General features: G+C 70.2%; 15 protein-coding genes. 10 read left to right on the forward strand and 5 right to left on the reverse strand.

Going from position 1 to position 17,126, the window contains the following annotated elements; translation table 11 throughout:
- Window positions 1-16: 16 nt before the first annotated feature.
- The 5 genes from AWQ68_RS09660 to AWQ68_RS09680 are packed head-to-tail and all read left to right on the forward strand — an operon-like array spanning window position 17 to window position 5,666.
- On the forward strand, window positions 17-1,723 hold the full coding sequence (locus AWQ68_RS09660) for an ABC transporter substrate-binding protein (protein WP_066937998.1): 1,707 nt from the start codon (window positions 17-19) through the stop codon (window positions 1,721-1,723).
- 32 nt (window positions 1,724-1,755) lie between these two features.
- The gene (locus AWQ68_RS09665) at window positions 1,756-2,778 is read left to right on the forward strand and encodes an ABC transporter permease (protein WP_066938000.1); all 1,023 of its coding nucleotides are present in this window, start codon (window positions 1,756-1,758) and stop codon (window positions 2,776-2,778) included.
- Window positions 2,778-3,746: an ABC transporter permease gene (locus AWQ68_RS09670; RefSeq protein ID WP_066938002.1), complete on the forward strand. Its 969-nt coding sequence runs from the start codon at window positions 2,778-2,780 to the stop codon at window positions 3,744-3,746. Before AWQ68_RS09665 ends, AWQ68_RS09670 begins: the two co-directional genes overlap by 1 nt.
- Window positions 3,739-4,695, forward strand: a complete 957-nt coding sequence (locus tag AWQ68_RS09675) for an ABC transporter ATP-binding protein (RefSeq protein ID WP_066938004.1) — start codon at window positions 3,739-3,741, stop codon at window positions 4,693-4,695. Before AWQ68_RS09670 ends, AWQ68_RS09675 begins: the two co-directional genes overlap by 8 nt.
- Entirely contained in the window at window positions 4,692-5,666 is a 975-nt protein-coding gene (locus AWQ68_RS09680) for an ABC transporter ATP-binding protein (RefSeq protein ID WP_245655829.1), read from the forward strand. The genes AWQ68_RS09675 and AWQ68_RS09680 overlap by 4 nt, the downstream gene beginning before the upstream one ends.
- Before the next feature lie 237 nt (window positions 5,667-5,903).
- On the opposite strand, the gene AWQ68_RS09685 is transcribed toward AWQ68_RS09680, so the two are convergent.
- The 4 genes from AWQ68_RS09685 to AWQ68_RS09700 form a co-directional block, all read right to left on the reverse strand.
- On the reverse strand, window positions 5,904-6,254 hold the full coding sequence (locus AWQ68_RS09685) for a YciI family protein (RefSeq protein WP_066938005.1): 351 nt from the start codon (window positions 6,252-6,254) through the stop codon (window positions 5,904-5,906).
- 414 nt (window positions 6,255-6,668) lie between these two features.
- The gene (locus tag AWQ68_RS09690; protein WP_066938007.1) at window positions 6,669-6,857 is read right to left on the reverse strand and encodes a hypothetical protein; all 189 of its coding nucleotides are present in this window, start codon (window positions 6,855-6,857) and stop codon (window positions 6,669-6,671) included.
- Between the two features lie 113 nt (window positions 6,858-6,970).
- Window positions 6,971-8,269 (reverse strand): hypothetical protein, encoded by a 1,299-nt coding sequence (locus AWQ68_RS09695; protein WP_066938009.1) that lies wholly within the window; start codon window positions 8,267-8,269, stop codon window positions 6,971-6,973.
- A gap of 86 nt (window positions 8,270-8,355) precedes the next feature.
- Window positions 8,356-9,972 (reverse strand): dolichyl-phosphate-mannose--protein mannosyltransferase, encoded by a 1,617-nt coding sequence (locus tag AWQ68_RS09700; protein WP_066938010.1) that lies wholly within the window; start codon window positions 9,970-9,972, stop codon window positions 8,356-8,358.
- An 87-nt stretch (window positions 9,973-10,059) separates the two neighbouring features.
- Here AWQ68_RS09700 and rsmI point away from each other — a divergent pair, with 87 nt between their 5' ends.
- The gene (gene rsmI, locus AWQ68_RS09705; protein WP_066938013.1) at window positions 10,060-10,896 is read left to right on the forward strand and encodes a 16S rRNA (cytidine(1402)-2'-O)-methyltransferase; all 837 of its coding nucleotides are present in this window, start codon (window positions 10,060-10,062) and stop codon (window positions 10,894-10,896) included.
- 55 nt (window positions 10,897-10,951) lie between these two features.
- Here the strand turns inward: rsmI and AWQ68_RS09710 are convergent, their stop codons facing one another.
- Window positions 10,952-12,355: a hypothetical protein gene (locus tag AWQ68_RS09710; protein ID WP_245655830.1), complete on the reverse strand. Its 1,404-nt coding sequence runs from the start codon at window positions 12,353-12,355 to the stop codon at window positions 10,952-10,954.
- Window positions 12,356-12,532: 177 nt separating this feature from the next.
- Between AWQ68_RS09710 and AWQ68_RS09715 the strand changes: the two genes are divergently transcribed.
- The 4 genes from AWQ68_RS09715 to AWQ68_RS09730 all read left to right on the forward strand — a co-directional run bounded on the left by AWQ68_RS09715 (window position 12,533) and on the right by AWQ68_RS09730 (window position 17,124).
- Window positions 12,533-13,798, forward strand: a complete 1,266-nt coding sequence (locus AWQ68_RS09715) for a glycosyltransferase family 2 protein (RefSeq protein ID WP_066938019.1) — start codon at window positions 12,533-12,535, stop codon at window positions 13,796-13,798.
- Between the two features lie 132 nt (window positions 13,799-13,930).
- Entirely contained in the window at window positions 13,931-15,715 is a 1,785-nt protein-coding gene (gene metG / locus AWQ68_RS09720; protein WP_066938023.1) for a methionine--tRNA ligase, read from the forward strand.
- Between the two features lie 21 nt (window positions 15,716-15,736).
- On the forward strand, window positions 15,737-16,594 hold the full coding sequence (locus tag AWQ68_RS09725) for a TatD family hydrolase (protein WP_066938026.1): 858 nt from the start codon (window positions 15,737-15,739) through the stop codon (window positions 16,592-16,594).
- A gap of 239 nt (window positions 16,595-16,833) precedes the next feature.
- Window positions 16,834-17,124 (forward strand): hypothetical protein, encoded by a 291-nt coding sequence (locus AWQ68_RS09730; RefSeq protein ID WP_066938028.1) that lies wholly within the window; start codon window positions 16,834-16,836, stop codon window positions 17,122-17,124.
- Window positions 17,125-17,126 lie beyond the last annotated feature (2 nt).

Consider the following 17,126-nt stretch of genomic DNA (forward strand, 5'->3'; position numbering starts at 1 on the left):
CGTGAGGGATCCCCGCATGAAGCGCATCACCGCCATGGCGACCCGGACCGCCGGCGCCGCACTGCTGGCCGTCGGCGTCGCCGCCTGCTCCGGAGGCGGCGGCGCCGCCACCTCCGCCACGGACGGGGCCGGGCAGCCCGCCCAGACCACCGCCGCCGGGTTCCAGGAGCAGCACAAGGGGGGCACGCTCCGCCTGCTGGCCAAGTCGGGTGACGGCACGCTCGACCCGCACATCAACTACAGCAACGGCAACTGGCAGATCTTCCAGGCCCTCTACGACGGCCTGGTCTCCTTCCGCAAGGTCGGCGGCAAGGCGTCGTACGACATCGTCCCGGACCTCGCCGAGGAGATGCCGCAGGTCAGCGCGGACGGCAAGACGTACACCTTCAAGCTGCGCAAGGACGTGAAGTTCGCCACCGGCGAGGCGGTCACGGTGGACGACGTCGTGGCGTCGTTCCAGCGGATCTTCCGGGTCTCCGGCCCGACGTCCGGCACCTTCTACTCCGGCATCGTGGGCGCCGCCGACTGCGTGAAGAAGCCCGCGGGCTGCACCCTGGACAAGGGGGTCGTCGCCGACGCCGCGGCGAACACCATCACGATCAACCTCGTCGCGGCCGACTCGGAGTTCCTGCAGAAGCTCGCGCTCCCGCACGCCGTCGTGCTGCCGAAGGGCACCCCCGACAAGGACCAGGGCACCACCCCGATCCCGGGCACCGGGCCGTACAAGGTGGAGTCGTACAACCCGAACAAGCAGATGAAGCTGGTTCGCAACCCGAACTTCACCGAGTGGTCGCGGGACGCGCAGCCGCAGGGCTACCCCGACGAGATCGACTACAACTACGGCCTCACCCCCGAGGGCGCGGTCACCGCGGTGCAGAACGGCCAGGCTGACTGGATCTTCGACCCGCTGCCCGCCGACCGGCTCACCGAGATCGGCACCACGTACGCCGAGCAGGCGCACGTGAACCCGCTCGCCGCCTTCTGGTACATCCCGGTCAACGTCAACCTCGCGCCCTTCGACAAGCCCGAGGCCAGGGAGGCGCTCCAGTGGGCGTTCGACAAGAACGCCCTGGTGAAGATGTTCGGCGGCGCGAACGTGGCGCAGCCGGCCTGCACGATCCTGCCCCCGGCCTTCCCCGGCCACGCCGACTTCTGCGACTTCCCGCAGCAGGACCTGGCCAAGGCCAAGGAACTGGTCCAGCAGTCCGGCACGTCCGGCCAGGAGGTCTCCGTCGTGGTCTCCGACGACGACGTGAGCAAGCAGATCGGCGAGTACGTCCGGAGCACCCTTGAGCAGATCGGCTACCGGGCCAAGCTGAAGGTGATCTCCACCAACATCCACTTCACCTACATCCAGAACACGAAGAACAAGGTCCAGCTCAGCGTCTCCCAGTGGTACGCCGACTATCCCGCGGCCTCGAACTTCATCAACGTCCTGCTCTCGTGCGCCTCGTTCCGCGAGGGGAGCGACGCCAGCATCAACATCTCCGGCTTCTGCGACAAGGACGTGGACGCCAAGATCGCCGAGGCGATGAAGCTGGACCAGAGCGACACGGCCGCCTCCGGCAAGCTCTGGGGTGAGCTCGACCGCGAGCTCATGAAGAAGGGCCCGATCGTCCCGCTGTTCAACCCCAAGCAGATCGACTTCGTCTCCAAGAACGTCGGCAACTACCAGTTCCACGCGCAGTTCCACGCGCTGCTCGACCAGATGTGGGTCAAGTGACGTCCCCGGTCAGGGCCACAGCCGAGGAGCCGGTGACCGACACGCCGGCGGCCGGGCGGGCGGCGCGGCCGTCCGCCGGGCCCTGGCGGCGGGCGCTCGGCCGGCTGCGGCGCAACCGCTCCGCGATGATCGCCGGAGCCGGGCTGCTGCTCATCGTGCTCGCCTGCGTGCTCGCGCCGGTCTACGCGAACGCGATCGCGCACACCGACCCGTTCACGTCCAACGCCTCCGGCACCGTGGTCGTGAACGGCGCACGGGTGCCCGTCCTCGCCCAGAGCACCGAGGGCCTCGGCCTGGGCGTCACCCCGGTCGGGCCGACCTGGGACCCCGGCAACTACTTCCTCGGCGCGGACAACCAGGGCCGCGACGTGATGGCCCGGCTCCTGTACGGCGGGCGCAACAGCCTGCTGATCGGCCTGTCCTCCGCGGTGGTGTGCTGCGCGCTGGCCACGGTGCTCGGCGTGCTGGCCGGATACTTCGGCGGCTGGATCGACGCGGTCCTCTCCCGCTTCTTCGACGTGATCTGGGCCTTCCCGGTCTACCTGCTGGCGATCTGCCTGTCGGTGGTGCTGCTCACCAGCGGACTGCACCTGGGGCCGATCCACATCGACGCGGGCAGCCTCGCGCTCCCCGTCGTCATCATCGCGCTGATCTACGTGCCGTACGTGGCCCGGCCGCTGCGCGGCCAGGTGATGGCGCTGCGGAACAAGGAGTTCCTGCACGCCGCCGTCGGGCTCGGCGCGTCCGACCTGCGGATCATGCGGCGCGAGGTGCTGCCGAACGTGCTGCCCACGGTCGTGGTGTTCCTGCCGCTGATGACCGCGCTCAACATGCTGACGGAGTCGGCCCTGTCGTTCCTGTCGGTGGGCGTGCAGTCGCCGGACGCGAGCTGGGGGACGATCATCAACGACGGCCTCGCCCTGCTCTACACCCGGCCCGCGATCACGATCGCGGCCGGCCTCTGTGTCGGGCTGACCGCGGTCGCGCTCAATGTCCTCGGCGACGGCGTGCGCGACGCGCTCGACCCGAACGCCCGGCTGCGGGGAGGCGCCTGATGATCGGTTACATCCTGCGCCGCTTCGGCGCCGCCCTGCTCGTGCTGTTCGCGATCAGCGTGCTGGTCTTCCTGATCTTCTTCGCCACACCCGGCGTGGACCCGGCCGCCCGCATCGCGGGCAAGAACGCCGACCCGGCCACGCTGGCCCAGGTGCGGGCGTCGTTCGGGTTCGACAAGCCGCTGCCCGTCCAGTACGCGCTGATGATGAAGCACCTGTTCATCTCCCACGACCTGACCTCGTTCGTGAACCGGGGCACCCTGGTGATCCCGCAGATCATCGAGGCGGTCCCGGTCACGCTCTCGCTCGTCGTGGGCGCGGCGGTGATCTGGATGGTCCTGGGCGTGGGCATGGGCACCCTCGCCGGGGCCATGCGCGGCACGCTGGTCGACCCGCTGGTCATGCTGCTCGGCGTCTTCGGCGTCTCGCTCCCGGTCTACTGGCTGGGCGAGGTCGTCAACCTCATCACCCAGAAGCAGCTCCACGACTCGGTCTTCTCCTGGGTGCCGCCGCTCGGCTACGTGCCCATGTCGGAGGGCATCGGCCAGTGGGCGCTTCACCTGCTCTTCCCCTGGCTCACGCTGGCCCTGCTGTACGCCGGGATCTACGCCCGGCTGCTGCGCGGCGAGCTGATCAACGCGCTGAACGAGGACTACGTGCGCACCGCCCGCGCCAAGGGCCTGTCGGAGCGGCGCATCCTCGTCAAGCACGCGCTGCGCTGCTCGCTGATCCCGATCGTGTCGCTGTTCGGCCTGGACTTCGGGGCGCTGGTCGGCGGCGCGGCGCTGCTGACCGAGGTGGTCTTCGGCCTCCCGGGGGTCGGCAAGCTCACCTACCAGGCGCTGCAGAACCTCGACCTGCCCGTGATCATGGGCACGGTCCTGTACGCCGCCTTCTTCGTCGTGCTGGCCAACGCCGTGGTGGACGTCCTGTACGCCCGGCTCGACCCGAGGGTGCGCCGTGCCTGAACCGTTGCTTGAGGTCAGCGACCTGCGGATCCGCTTCGGCGGCTTCACGGCCGTCGACGGGCTGTCCTTCTCCGTACGGCCCGGCGAGGTGCTGGGCGTGGTGGGGGAGTCGGGCTCGGGCAAGAGCGTGTCGATGCTCGGCGTGCTCGGCCTGATCCGCACCCCGGGCGCCGAGATCTCGGGGAAGGTCGTCTTCCGCGGGCGCGACCTGCTCACACTGAAGAACGCCGAGATGCGGGCCATCCGGGGACGCGAGATCGCCATGATCTTCCAGGACCCGATGACCGCGCTCACCCCCGTGTACACGATCGGCTGGCAGATCGCCGAGCAGATCCGCGCCCACGAGAAGGTCTCCCGGCGGGCCGCCCGCGACCGCGCGATCGCGCTGCTCGGCGAGGTCGGCATCCCGGCCCCCGAGCAGCGCGTGGACGCCTACCCGCACGAGTTCTCCGGCGGCATGCGGCAGCGGGCCGTCATCGCGATGGCGCTGTCCTGCAACCCCGCCCTGCTCATCGCCGACGAGCCGACCACCGCGCTCGACGTCACCACGCAGGCGCAGATCCTCGATCTCATGCGCCGCCTGCGCGCCGATCACGGCTCGGCCGTCGTGATGATCACGCACGACATGGGCGTGGTGTCGGAGATCGCCGACGAGGTCCTCGTGATGTACGGCGGGCGGGCCGTCGAGCGGGGGAGCCGCCGCCAGGTCTTCCACACCCCGCGCCACCCGTACACCTGGGGGCTGCTCGACTCCGTGCCGCGCGTCAACGGCCCCCGGGCGCGCCGCCTGCCCACCATCCCCGGCACCCCGGGAGCGTCCGGGCAGGGGTGCCCGTTCGCCGACCGATGCGCGCACAGCTTCGCCGCGTGCGCCGAGGTCCCGCCGCTGACCGGCGATTCCGGCCACCTCGACGCCTGCTGGCTGCCAGAAGAGAAGAGGACGCGTTGAGCACGTTGCTGAAGGCCACGGACGTGGTCAAGCACTTCCGCGCGGGCCGCGGCCGCGTACACGCCGTGAACGGGGTCTCGCTGGAGGTCCGCGCCGGCGAGACGCTCGGCGTGGTGGGCGAGTCCGGGTGCGGCAAGTCCACGCTCGGCCGCTGCCTGGTCCGGCTCACCGACCTCACCTCAGGCACGGTGGAGTTCCAGGGGCAGGACATCACCACGCTGTCGCGCCGCGCGCTGCGCCCGCTGCGCCCGGCCATGCAACTGGTCTTCCAGGACCCCTACGCCTCGCTCAACCCGCGCCGCACGGCCGGCGACGCCGTCGCCGAGCCGCTGCGCATCCACAAGTACGGCGACGCCGCCGCGATCAGGAAGCGGGTCGCCGAGCTGTTCGACCTGGTGGGCCTCACCCGGGCGCACCTGGACCGCTACCCGCACGAGTTCTCCGGCGGGCAGCGCCAGCGGGTCGGCATCGCCCGGGCCATCGCGCTCAACCCCAAGCTGGTCGTGGCCGACGAGCCGGTCTCGGCGCTGGACGTCTCGGTGCAGGCCCAGGTGCTCAACCTCTTCGCCGACCTCCAGGAGGAGCTGGGCCTCACCTACGTCTTCGTCGCCCACGACCTGGGCGTGGTGCGGCACGTGTCCGACCGGATCGCGGTGATGTACCTGGGCGAGGTCGTCGAGGTGGCCGACGCCGAGGAGCTCTACCCCAGCCCCGCCCATCCGTACACCAACGCCCTGCTGTCGGCCGTACCGGAGATCGACGACGGGTCGGACGCCCCGCGCCGCGAGCGCGTCGTGCTGACCGGGGACGTCCCGAGCCCCATCGACCGGCCGGGCGGCTGCTCCTTCCACCCGCGATGCCCGCTGGCGCGGGAGCGCTGCCGCACCGAACGGCCCACCCTGCGTACGGCGGACGCCGCCGGCCGCCAGGTGGCCTGCCACTTCCCGATCTCCCCCACCGGCGCGTCATGATGGCCGCCGAGGCGACGACGTCCCACAGTCGGGGCTGAAGGCCGGGGACACCTGCTCGTTCACGCGCGGGGGATCACGACCGGGCCTGGTTCGCTCCGGCACCCGCTCAGCCGGTGACGCGCGGGGCCGTTCCGGTCGATCGGATGCGTTCGATGAGGAAGTCCTGCTCGGCGGCGTTGCCGGTGAGCGCCAGGGCCGCCCGGTAGGCCTGGACCGGTTCGGCGTCCCGGCCTTCGGTCAGCGTTCCTCCACCACGTCGAAGCCGATCAGTGGCCTGATCTCGACACCACCGTTCATGATCGGTGTCAGTTGGGCCAGCGCCAGCGCGTGGTCGAGGTCACGCGCCTCCAGGACGAAGACCCCGGCCAGCGCCGCCTCGGTCTCGATGAAGGGCCCGTCCGTCACCAGGTCGCCGCGGATCGAGGTCGCCGTACCGGACTGCTCCAGCGCCATCCCGGCGACGATCCGGCCGCCTCCCTCGGCGACCCGCGCCGGCAGTTCCTCATGGGCCCGCATGACCTCCGGCGGGATGTCGGCCACGCGGCCGGGCGTCTCGCGCTCGTAGATGAGCACCGCGTATTGCGTCATCGCACCTGCTCCTCGCTCGTGAACACCTCATCCGGCCACGCGCCCCCCTTGCCGGGCCGCCGCCTCGTCGGCGTCCGTGACGAACAGGTGGTGCGCCACACCGATCGGCCACCCCCACGCGTCCCGGCCGTAGGAAGGCCCGTCTTTCCCTCCGACATCGCCGTCCCGAACCCCTCTGCCCGGGCCTCCATCACGTACGACACATAGGAGGTCCGGAAATCGACAACGGCGCAGAACTTTTCGCCAGTGATCCAGGTTCGCTCGTCCGTGGCCGAAGGCGCCCCGCACCGCGGCGCGCCGCACGATCCGCGCCACCGGAGGAGATGCCCCGGGTGACCCAGCGGGATCGTCCGGCGCGTCCCGCGATGCGGAGGTGAGGGACGCCCCAGGCGGCTCTACCGGACGGCCGGAGGCCTAGTTCTCCAGGCCGCGCGTCTCCTGTTCGAGCCGGGCCAGATCAGACTCCATCCGCCTGATCACCCGCTGGTAGCCGTCCCATCCGTACATCCTGATCAGTTTGGCCTTCACCCTGCGGGTCTCCTCCGCGACCATCTCCGGGCTCCGCTGTTTCAAGCCGAGCAACGGATGGTGGGGGCGGTTCATGATGGCGATGTCCTTCCATGGCAGCGACAACGTCGTACCTAACCAGGACGCGCCGGGCGGCAGATCGGGTGACCGCCGCCGGAACCTGAAGAAAACCTGGCAGAAAACGCCTATCAGCCCATGCCGGCGTACTGCCGCGGCCGCAGCGCCTGGGTGCGCAGCGCGGAGAGCGCCGCCGCCCGGCCCACCGTCGTGAGCTGCCACGGCTCCCGCCACGAGCAACCGGTACGCAGATCGAGCGCGTCGAGCCGGCGCTGCAGCTCGCCCAGCGGGGCGGACAGGTCGAGCGGCGCCACCTTGGAGCCCGCGGCCGAGCGCCAGCCCTCGCCGTTGACGACCTCCAGGATCCGGTCCCGCAGCTCCTCGTACGGCAGGGCCGCGCCGTCGGCGAGCAGCATCAGCGCCGCCTCGCGGACCGAGATCTCGAAGTCGTGCTCGCCCTTGGCCGGGAGGAGGAGCGTGGACGTGGCCGCTGCCCACAGGTTGTCCGGTCGCCCGACCAGCCCGCGCCCCGCCGAGGTGAGTACCAGCTTCCTGCCCGTACGGCGCAGCGCCCGCAGGTCCTGGACGGCGATCTCCCTGAGCGTGGTCAGCGTCGGCACGTCGGCCTCGCCGCGGACCGAGCCGGCGGTCATGGCGTCCCACCCGAACCTGTCCACCGACTCCGTGACCATGGCACGGGACACGTTGAACTTCTCGGTCAGCTTCACGCCCTCGACCGCCATGCCGAGCAGCCACCACAGCGGTTCCAGGTGCGGCTCGGCCGGCATCGGGATGGGCGCGTGCAGCCGCACCTCGAAGGGCTGGGCCAGCTCGCGGCGGGCGTTCCCCCGGCCGAGGACCCAGCGGTTCAGCCGTTCGCCGTGGACACGGTGCAGCCAGCAGTCGCCGCCGAGCTCGGGCCGGGGCGAGGTCAGCCAGCGCCGGGTCAGCGCCTCGCGGCCGACCGGGTCGCCCGACATGATCGCCAGTTCGAGCGCGGCCGCGCAGGCGACGTGCGCGCCCAGCTCCTCCGGCCCCATGATCGAGCTCCAGGCCAGCTCGGGGACGTCCGGCGGCAGTACGCCGGTGGCCTCGAGCGCCGCCTGGTAGGCCGCGGTCCCGGCCTCCTCGCCGTCCCGGGCGTACGCCTGCAGGATCTCGGTGGTCGCCGGCGAGTCGCACAGTGCGGCGTAGCGGTGCATGCCGCCCAGCCGCAGCAGCCGTCCGAGCGCCCGCGCGATCACCTGGCGGTCGCCCGTGACCTTGACCGGCAGCGTGTACCAGAGGAACTCGCACACGTCGAGCTGGCTGATCGTCTCCAGCGCCTCGCCGCCCGTCAGCCACTCGACGGCGACACGGGCCGGCTCGGCGGCTTCCGGCTCGGAGCGCTCCAGCTCGGCGAGGAGCGCGGCCACGTCAGGTGCGGGCATGACTCGCAGTCTGCCGTATTGCGCCCATCGTCCGCGACGACCCATGGTCACTCGCCGCCACCCCCTCGGACCAACCATATGAGGGCCTAGATCCAGCCCTTCGAGCCGCGGATGAGCATGCGGGCGAGCCAGTCGGTGTAGGGGATCACCTCGGCGGCGATCACGGGGTAGAGCCAGGCGAAGTTCGCCAGCGCGAGCAGCGCGAAGACGCCGACGCCCACCGACCCGACCTGCCGTCGCCATCGCGGCGCGGCCGCCGGTCCCAGGATCAGCCCGCAGGCCAGCACGATCGCGAGGATCATGAACGGGACGACCGGGATCATGTAGTACAGGAACATCGTCCGGTTGTCGACGATCGCGTAGTAGAACCACGGCAGCCAGCCCACGGCGTACGACAGCAGGACCGCGCCCGCCCGCCAGTCGCGGGTCGCCACATACCAGGCGATCATGCCGATCAGCGCGGCGAGCCCGCCGTACCAGATGATCGGGGTTCCGGTGCCGAGGATCGCCTGGGAGCAGCTGTCGGCGCCGCAGCCGTGTGGCGACTCGTAGAAGAACGCCACCGGGCGCAGCAGCAGCGGCCAGCTCCACGGCTCGGACTTGTAGTTGTGCGGCTGGGACAGGCTCGTGTGCGAGCCCAGGGTCTGCACCTGGTAGGAGATCCAGGAGCGCAGCGAGTCGAACGCGAAGAAGAACGGGTTCCCCTGCGACGTGGCCTGGTCCCAGTGCCGGTTCCAGCCCTTGTCCGTGAAGAACCAGCCCGCGAACGAGACGATGTACGCCACCCCGGGCACCACGGCCATCCACGCGGCGGCGAGCGGCAGCTCCAGCTTGAGCGTCTCGACGTACGGCCGGCGCAGCCCGACCGCGCGGCGCGCGCCCGCGTCCCACACCAGCGTCATGACGGCGAAGGCGACGATGAAGAAGACCGTCGTCCACTTGGTCGCCAGGCCCGCGCCCAGGCACAGCCCGGCCGCGAGCCGCCACGGACGCCACCCGAGCCGGGGGCCGACGTCGAGCGAGGCGGCGGACTCGCGCCACTCGACCAGTGCCTGCCGCGCCTGGTCCCGGTCGACGACCAGGCAGGCGAAGCCGGCCAGGATCCAGAACATCAGGAAGATGTCCAGCAGCGCCGAGCGGGACAGCACGAAGTGCAGGGCGTCGAGGGAGAGCAGGAGCCCGGCCAGGCAGCCGAGCAGGGTGGACCGGGTCATCCGGCGGGCGACCCGGGCGAGGATGAAGATCGACAGCGATCCGATCAGCGCGGCGGCGAACCGCCAGCCGAAGGGGTTCAACCCGAAGATCGCCTCACCGGCGCCGATCATCCACTTGCCGAGCGGCGGGTGCACCACGTACGCGGCGCAGTCGCTGACCTGCGCACAAGTCTTGAAGATGCCCGTCTTTCCGGCGATCATCAGGTCGTTGGCGTTGTCGACGAACGCCCGCTCGGTGCCGAACTTGATCGTCGAGTACGCGTCCTTGGCGTAGTACGTCTCGTCGAAGACGACCGCGTTGGGCGTCCCGAGGCGATAGAAACGCAGGAACGCTCCGAACACCGCCACGATCAACGGTCCGAGCCAGCCCCACAAAGGGCTGCCGGGCATCCGCGGCACCAGCCGCTCCCGCAGGGACACCGGCGCCCCGGCATCCCGATCGGATTCGGGCTGCTCGAACGCCTGATGTGAGAAGTCGGTCACGGCCACCTGGACAGACTACTGTCGAGTCCCCGTGGTGACCATGAAGTTCGGGTCTATTACCGGCATCCAACTCTTCAATGATGAACCTTTCATATGGTGGGAAACGTGCTAATTCTGGCGGGAGCCCCGATCGGCCAGGTGGGGGACGCATCCCCCCGACTGCGGGAGGCCCTGGAGACGGCCGGCGTGATCGCCGCCGAGGACACGCGCCGGCTCAGGCGGCTCGCGTCCGACCTTGGCGCGACCCTGACCGGGCGGGTGGTGTCCTATTACGACGCGAACGAGGCCGCGCGGTCCAAGGAGCTGCTCGACGAGTTGCTCCAGGGTGAGACCGTCCTCGTGATCACCGACGCGGGGATGCCCGGCGTGTCCGACCCCGGATACCGGCTCACCCGGCTCGCCGTGGAGGCGGGCGTCCGCGTCACCGCGCTGCCCGGCCCGTCCGCCGTCACCACCGCCCTCGCGATCTCCGGGCTGCCGAGCGACCGGTTCTGCTTCGAGGGCTTCCCGCCGCGCAAGCAGGGGGAGCGCGCCCGCCGCCTGGAGAGCCTGGCCCGCGAGGAGCGCACCATGGTGTTCTTCGAGGCGCCGCACCGCCTGCACGCCTGCCTGGCCGCCATGGCCGAGGCGTTCGGCACCGACCGCCCCGCCGCCGTCTGCCGCGAGCTCACCAAGACCTACGAGGAGGTGCGCCGGGGGACCCTGGCCGAGCTGACCGACTGGGCCGCGGGCGAGGTCAGGGGAGAGATCACCCTCGTCGTCGCCGGGTACGCCCCCGAGGCCGCCGAGCCGGACATCGACGACCTCGTCGAGGAGGTCGCCCGGCGCGAGGCCACGGGCGTCTCCCGCAAGCAGGCCATCGCGGACGTCGCGAAGGCCGCCGGCGTCCCCAAACGCGACCTCTACAACCGCGTCCACGGCGGTACCTGATCGCCTCAAAGCCGCCGTCTGACGGCCTTCGAGGCGATGACCCGCCTCCGCGGGGTCACGAGGCGGGCCGGGGCCTCCTGCGCGGCAGCCGCAGGTGGCGCAGCGAGATCGCGGCCGCGAGGCACGCGACCGGTACGGCCGGCAGCAGGTAGCGGTAGTCGAACTCGGCCGTCGCGGCCGGGGCCAGGATCAGCCCCACCGCGGCGAGCCAGGGCAGCAGCACCGGCCCGCCCAGCCTGCGCCATCGGGCGGCGACGCCGTACAGGCCGGCGAGCAGCAGCAGACCGAGCACCGTGCCGGGGAGCCGCACGGCCTTCTGGTAGCCGATCATGATGTCGGACCACGGCTTGACCTCGTGGGTGGCCGCCGGGCCGTTCTCGTACCGCTCGGCGTCCTTGTCCGTCATGCCCTTGTACGACGACCAGGCGGGCAGCTTCTGCGTGTAGTAGTTGCCGAACTGGTACTGCAGGTACGTCTTGGCGTCCGGGAACAGCGGGCGCCCCCAGCCGAAGGCGCGGAAGAAGTCCTTGCCCACGGCGGCGAGGTAGGCGCCCGGCTGCGCGAGGATCGCCTTTTTGGCGAACGCGCTCGCGTTGGCGTTGATCTCCGGGGTGAACTTCATGCCCGAGCCGAAGACGTGGAGCTGGTTCTGGTCGTCCCACCACAGGTACGCCTGTGCCGTACGGCCCCGCTCGGCGGGCGGCGTGTTGATGCACAGGAGGGCGAGCTCCAGCTCCTCGCGCTTGTCGAGCTTCATCTTGTGGCAGTCGGCGAAGAGGGCGGTCCGCATGTAGAGGATCACCCCGTCGCTGTTGGTCATCGCGAACTGCCCGTTGACCGCCTTGAACCACCCCATGTACGCGAGGACGGGCAGCGCGCAGGCCGCGATCATCGCCGTGATCGGCTTCCACCCGGCCCGCTTGACCAGCAGGTAGACCACGACCAGGGCGAGGATCGGCAGGCCGATGCTGCGGGTCAGCGCGGTCAGCGCGAGCAGCGCCCCGACCGCAGCGCCCACGTGCCAGGACATCTTCCTGTGCCACAGGACGAGGGTGACCACCGCCGTGACCAGCAGCGTGAACATCGCGTCCGACATGATGAGCTGCTCGAGCTGGATCTGGTACGCGTCGAACAGCACGGGCACGGCCGCGAGCGTCGCCCCCCAGCGCGGCAGGCCGAATTTTTTGGTCAGCAACGCGTAGATCAGCAGACCGGAGCCCAGGCCCATCAGGTGCTGGGTGAACACCACGAACGCGAAGCTGTGCACCGGCTTGAGCAGCAGGAGCCAGAACCCGTAACCGTCCGGGCGGATCGGGTGCGGACGCGGGTGCAGCGCCACCGAGACGTAGTCGTAGGAGTCGTTGAACCACATGGCCGGGCCGAAACCCAGCATGGTGACGACGCGCAGAAGCGCCCCGAGCCCGAGCGCCACCGCGAACACCCGGTGGCGGACGAGCACGGCCAGAAGGCGCTTCCACCTGCTAACAGGGGGGGCGTCTAATGACGAAGGCTCCGCAACCGCGACCATGGTTACAGAATGCCAGCCGTTTCGGTGACTTGCCCCGGGCACCTCCGGGCAGAGGGCATCATGGTTGACTGCTTAGGGCGATCACAAATGTAGACGAAGGGTTGCGACGTGGAACTGACCGTAGTCATGCCCTGCCTCAATGAAGCCGAGACCGTCGAGACATGCGTCCGCAAAGCCATCGCCTGCATGCGTGAGAACGGCATCGACGGCGAGGTGGTGATCGCCGACAACGGCAGCACCGACGGGTCGCAGCAGCTCGCCCGCGACGCCGGAGCCCGTGTGGTCCACATCGACGCCAAGGGGTACGGCAACGCCCTCATGGGCGGCATCCGTGCCGCGCGCGGCAAGTACGTGATCATGGGCGACGCGGACGACTCGTACGACTTCACGAACCTGATGCCGTTCGTCGAGCAGTTGCGGGACGGCGGCGAGCTGGTCATGGGCAACCGCTTCAGGGGCGGAATCGCCCCCGGCGCGATGCCGCCGCTGCACCGCTACCTCGGCAACCCCGTCCTGTCGTTCGTCGGGCGGCTGTTCTTCCCGAGCGCCATCGGCGACTTCCACTGCGGGCTGCGCGGCTTCCGGCGCGACTCGATCCTGCGGCTCGGCCTGCAGACCGGCGGCATGGAGTTCGCGTCCGAGATGGTGGTGAAGGCCACCCTGCAGGGACTCGACGTCCGCGAGGTGCCGACGACGCTGTCGCCGGACGGCCGCTCCCGCCCGCCGCACCTGCGCTCCTGGCGGGACGGCTGGCGCCACCTGCGCTTCCTGCTGCTCTACAGCCCGCGCTGGCTGTTCTTCATCCCCGGCCTGGTGCTCACCGCCATCGGCCTGATCATGGGCGCCGCGCTGTCGTTCGGCCCCGTCTACATCGGCAAGCTCGCCTTCGACGTCGACACCCTGGTCGGGGCGTCCGCCATGGTGGTGATCGGCTTCCAGGCGGTGCTGTTCGCCCTGTTCACCAAGGTGTACGCCGCCGAGGAGGGCTTCCTGCCGGAGGACAGGCGGGTCCGCAAGCTCGTGGACATCGTCACCCTGGAGAAGGGCCTCGTCGCGGGCGGCCTGCTCGCCCTCGCCGGTCTCGTCGGCCTGGTCGCGTCCCTGGCCCACTGGGGTGGCAGGGGCTTCGGCGAGCTGATCCCGGCCGAGTCGCTGCGCCTGGTCGTGCCGTCCGCGACCGCGTTCGTGATGAGCTTCCAGACCATCTTCGCGTCGCTGTTCATCAGCATCCTGGGCATCCGCCGCTCGAAGGAGACCCCGGCGGACATCGCCGCCTCCGCCGCCGAGGAGGCCGCCGAGGCCGTCAGCCGCGGCTCCGCCGAGAAGACGGACGAGGCCGTGTCGCAGGACTCCACCGGTACGAGGGGCGCGTAGCCGTCCCACCCGTCGCCCGGAACCCCGGCGAGGATCTGTGGGACGCGGCCGGAACCTTTACCTCCGGGCCCGGCGGCCGGCGGTCCTGTAATCGGTTCGAGACGCTGTGCCCGTGCCTCTAGTCTTGGAACCATGTCCCAGCACATCTTGACCGCCGTCGCGTGGCCCTACGCCAACGGTCCTCGCCACATCGGGCACGTCTCAGGGTTCGGCGTGCCGTCCGACGTCTTCAGCCGCTACCAGCGGATGGCGGGCAACAAGGTGCTGATGGTCTCCGGGACCGACGAGCACGGCACACCCATCCAGGTGCAGGCCGACAAGGAGGGGCTGACCGCCCGCGAGATCGCCGACCGCTACAACCGGGTGATCGCCGAGGACCTGACCGGGCTCGGTCTCTCCTACGACCTGTTCACCCGGACCACCACCGGCAATCACTACGCCGTCGCCCAGGAGATCTTTCTCGGGCTGTACAAAAACGGCTACATCTTCCCCAAGACCACGATGGGCGCCATCTCCCCGTCCACCGGGCGGACCCTCCCCGACCGCTATATCGAGGGCACCTGCCCCATCTGCGGGTACGACGGGGCGCGCGGCGACCAGTGTGACAACTGCGGCAACCAGCTCGACCCGATCGACCTGATCAACCCGAGGTCGCGCATCAACGGCGAGACCCCGGTGTTCGTCGAGACCGAGCACTTCATGCTCGACCTGCCCGCGTTCTCCGAGGCGCTCGGGAGCTGGCTGCAGTCCAAGCAGGGCGAGTGGCGGCCCAACGTCCTCAAGTTCTCGCTCAACCTGCTCGGCGACCTCCAGCCGCGAGCGATCAGCCGCGACCTCGACTGGGGCGTGCCGATCCCGCTGGACGGCTGGCGTGACCGGAGCGACAAGCGGCTCTACGTCTGGTTCGACGCCGTCATCGGCTACCTCTCGGCCTCCATCGAATGGGCCAGGCGCAGCGGCGACCCGGACGCCTGGCGCCAGTGGTGGCAGAACCCGGACGCCCGCGCCTACTACTTCATGGGCAAGGACAACATCGTCTTCCACTCGGAGATCTGGCCGGCGATCCTCCTCGGCTACAACGGCGAAGGCGCCCGGAACGGCACCGTCGGCTCGCTCGGGAAGCTCGCCCTGCCCTCGGAGGTCGTGTCCAGCGAGTTCCTCACGATGGAGGGCCGCAAGTTCTCCTCCTCCCGGCAGGTCGTGATCTACGTCCGCGACTTCCTGGAGCGCTACTCCGCCGACGCCCTGCGCTACTACATCGCCGTCGCCGGTCCGGAGAACCAGGACACCGACTTCACCTGGTCCGAGTTCGTCAACCGCAACAACGGCGAGTTGGTGGCGGCCTGGGGCAACCTGGTCAACCGTTCGATCTCCATGGCGGCGAAGAACTTCGGCGCGATCCCGGAGGCGGGCGACCTCACCGACGCCGACCGGGCCATGCTCGAGCTGTCCAGGAACGCCTTCCCCAAGGTCGGCGCCGAGCTCGGCCGCTCCCGGTTCAAGAACGCCGTGAACGAGGCGTTCGACGTGGTCCGCGAGGCCAACAAGTACCTCGCCGAGCAGGAGCCCTGGAAGATCAAGGACGACCCGGAGCGGCAGAAGTCCATCCTCCACGTCGCGCTCCAGGTCGTGGACGACGCCAAGACGCTGCTCACGCCGTTCCTGCCCAGCTCGTCCAACAAGATCTTCCAGATGCTGGGCGGCGAAGGCGTCTGGTCCGGCATGCCGGAGATCCAGGAGGTCAACGAGGACGGCGGCCCCGACTACCCCGTGATCACCGGCGCGTACGACGAGGGCGCCGCCCGCTGGGAGCACCGGCCGATCCAGGCGGGTGTCCCGCTCGCGCCCCCGACCCCGCTGTTCGCCAAGCTCGATCCCAAGATCGTGGACGAAGAGCTCGCCCGGCTCGGCGACTGACCAGGCAGGAGATCTCGCACGATGTCCCGGGAGCTGCCTGTGATGCCCGAGCCGCTGTCGGCGGAGGTGTTCGACAGCCACTGTCATCTCGACATCATGGTGGGCGACCGCAAGGCGTCCTCGGGCGATCAGGTCGCGCTCGCCGCGCAGGCGGCGGGCGCGTCGGTCGAGGCCATCCTGGCCGACGCCCGCATGGTCGGGGTGACTCGGCTGGTGACCATCGGATACGACCTGCGCTCGTCCCGCTGGGGCGCCGAGGTCGCCGCGCGGCACGACGACGTCTACGCGGGAGTGGCGATCCACCCGAACGAGGCCCACGCGGCCACGCCGGAGACGCTCGCCGAGATCGAGGAGCTGGCGCGGCTGCCGCACGTGCGGGCCGTGGGGGAGACCGGGCTCGACTACTTCCGCGACTGGGCCTCCCGGGACGACCAGCACGCGAGCTTCCGCGCGCACATCGAGATCGCCAGGCGCACCGGCAAGGCGCTGGTCATCCACGACCGCGACGCCCACGACGACGTGCTCGCCGTGCTGGCCGACCAGGGCGCGCCGGACGTCGTGATCTTCCACAGCTTCTCCGGTGACGGCGAGATGGCCAAGAAATGCGCCGACGCCGGCTATTTCATGTCGTTCTCCGGGCCGGTGACGTACAAGAACGCGGAATATCTCCGCGAGGCGGCCCGGGTGGCGCCCGCCGAGCTCATCCTCGTGGAGACCGACGCGCCCTACCTCCCACCCACCCCGCACCGGGGCAAGCCGAACGCGCCCTATCTCATCCCGCTGACCCTGCGCTGCCTGGCCGAGGTCAGGGGCGTGGACGTCGCCGACCTCGCCGGCGCCATCATGGCCAACGGCGAAGCCGCCTTCGGCGCCTGGTAGCCCGAACGTTCCGCCCACGCCTGGTCGACCGCCGACCGGCAGTGGACATATGGCGGCGCCGGTGCGTGCCTCCTTCGTGAACTCCCACATTTTCGGTGCATTTCATGTCCATGGGCGAGTGACGCGCCGGCGAACGTCGCCGCCGAGTCCGGTGGAAAAGTGCCGGCAGCCCTGCCGGCCCGTGCGCGGCCTCGGGGAATATGCCGTGATTGTTTCGGGGTGAACGGCGCGGATGCGCGATGCGATTTCACCGATCCAACGGCCCGGTTTCATGCCGGTGCTTCGGCGCGTCCCCGATCCCCCTGGGGGCGGAACACGTCGCCCGCAACGTCGTTCTGGCGGTCCTCGCCGCGGCAGGAGCGGTCACCACCGGGATCCTCCCGGCGGGTGAGACCGCGCACCCCGCGGGCGTTCTGGTCGCCGCCGTCGGCGGCCTCACGCTCGGCGCGCTGATCGCCGTACTCGACGACGTCCTCGGACTTTTCCGTCCCATGAGCCGGGTCGGCCCCTCGGGCGGCCGTCTCCGATGAAG

This window comes from Microtetraspora fusca (genome assembly GCF_001570365.1).
In the GTDB taxonomy this organism is placed as follows: domain Bacteria; phylum Actinomycetota; class Actinomycetes; order Streptosporangiales; family Streptosporangiaceae; genus Microtetraspora; species Microtetraspora fusca.

Coding starts and splice junctions, on each gene's coding strand:
- AWQ68_RS09730 (WP_066938028.1), top strand. CDS start 16,834: ATGCGATTTCACCGATCCAACGGCCCGGTTTCATGCCGGTGCTTCGGC.
- rsmI (WP_066938013.1), top strand. CDS start 10,060: ATGGTGGGAAACGTGCTAATTCTGGCGGGAGCCCCGATCGGCCAGGTG.
- AWQ68_RS09685 (WP_066938005.1), bottom strand. CDS start 6,254: ATGACGCAATACGCGGTGCTCATCTACGAGCGCGAGACGCCCGGCCGC.
- AWQ68_RS09690 (WP_066938007.1), bottom strand. CDS start 6,857: ATGAACCGCCCCCACCATCCGTTGCTCGGCTTGAAACAGCGGAGCCCG.
- AWQ68_RS09695 (WP_066938009.1), bottom strand. CDS start 8,269: ATGCCCGCACCTGACGTGGCCGCGCTCCTCGCCGAGCTGGAGCGCTCC.
- AWQ68_RS09660 (WP_066937998.1), top strand. CDS start 17: ATGAAGCGCATCACCGCCATGGCGACCCGGACCGCCGGCGCCGCACTG.
- AWQ68_RS09725 (WP_066938026.1), top strand. CDS start 15,737: ATGTCCCGGGAGCTGCCTGTGATGCCCGAGCCGCTGTCGGCGGAGGTG.
- metG (WP_066938023.1), top strand. CDS start 13,931: ATGTCCCAGCACATCTTGACCGCCGTCGCGTGGCCCTACGCCAACGGT.
- AWQ68_RS09670 (WP_066938002.1), top strand. CDS start 2,778: ATGATCGGTTACATCCTGCGCCGCTTCGGCGCCGCCCTGCTCGTGCTG.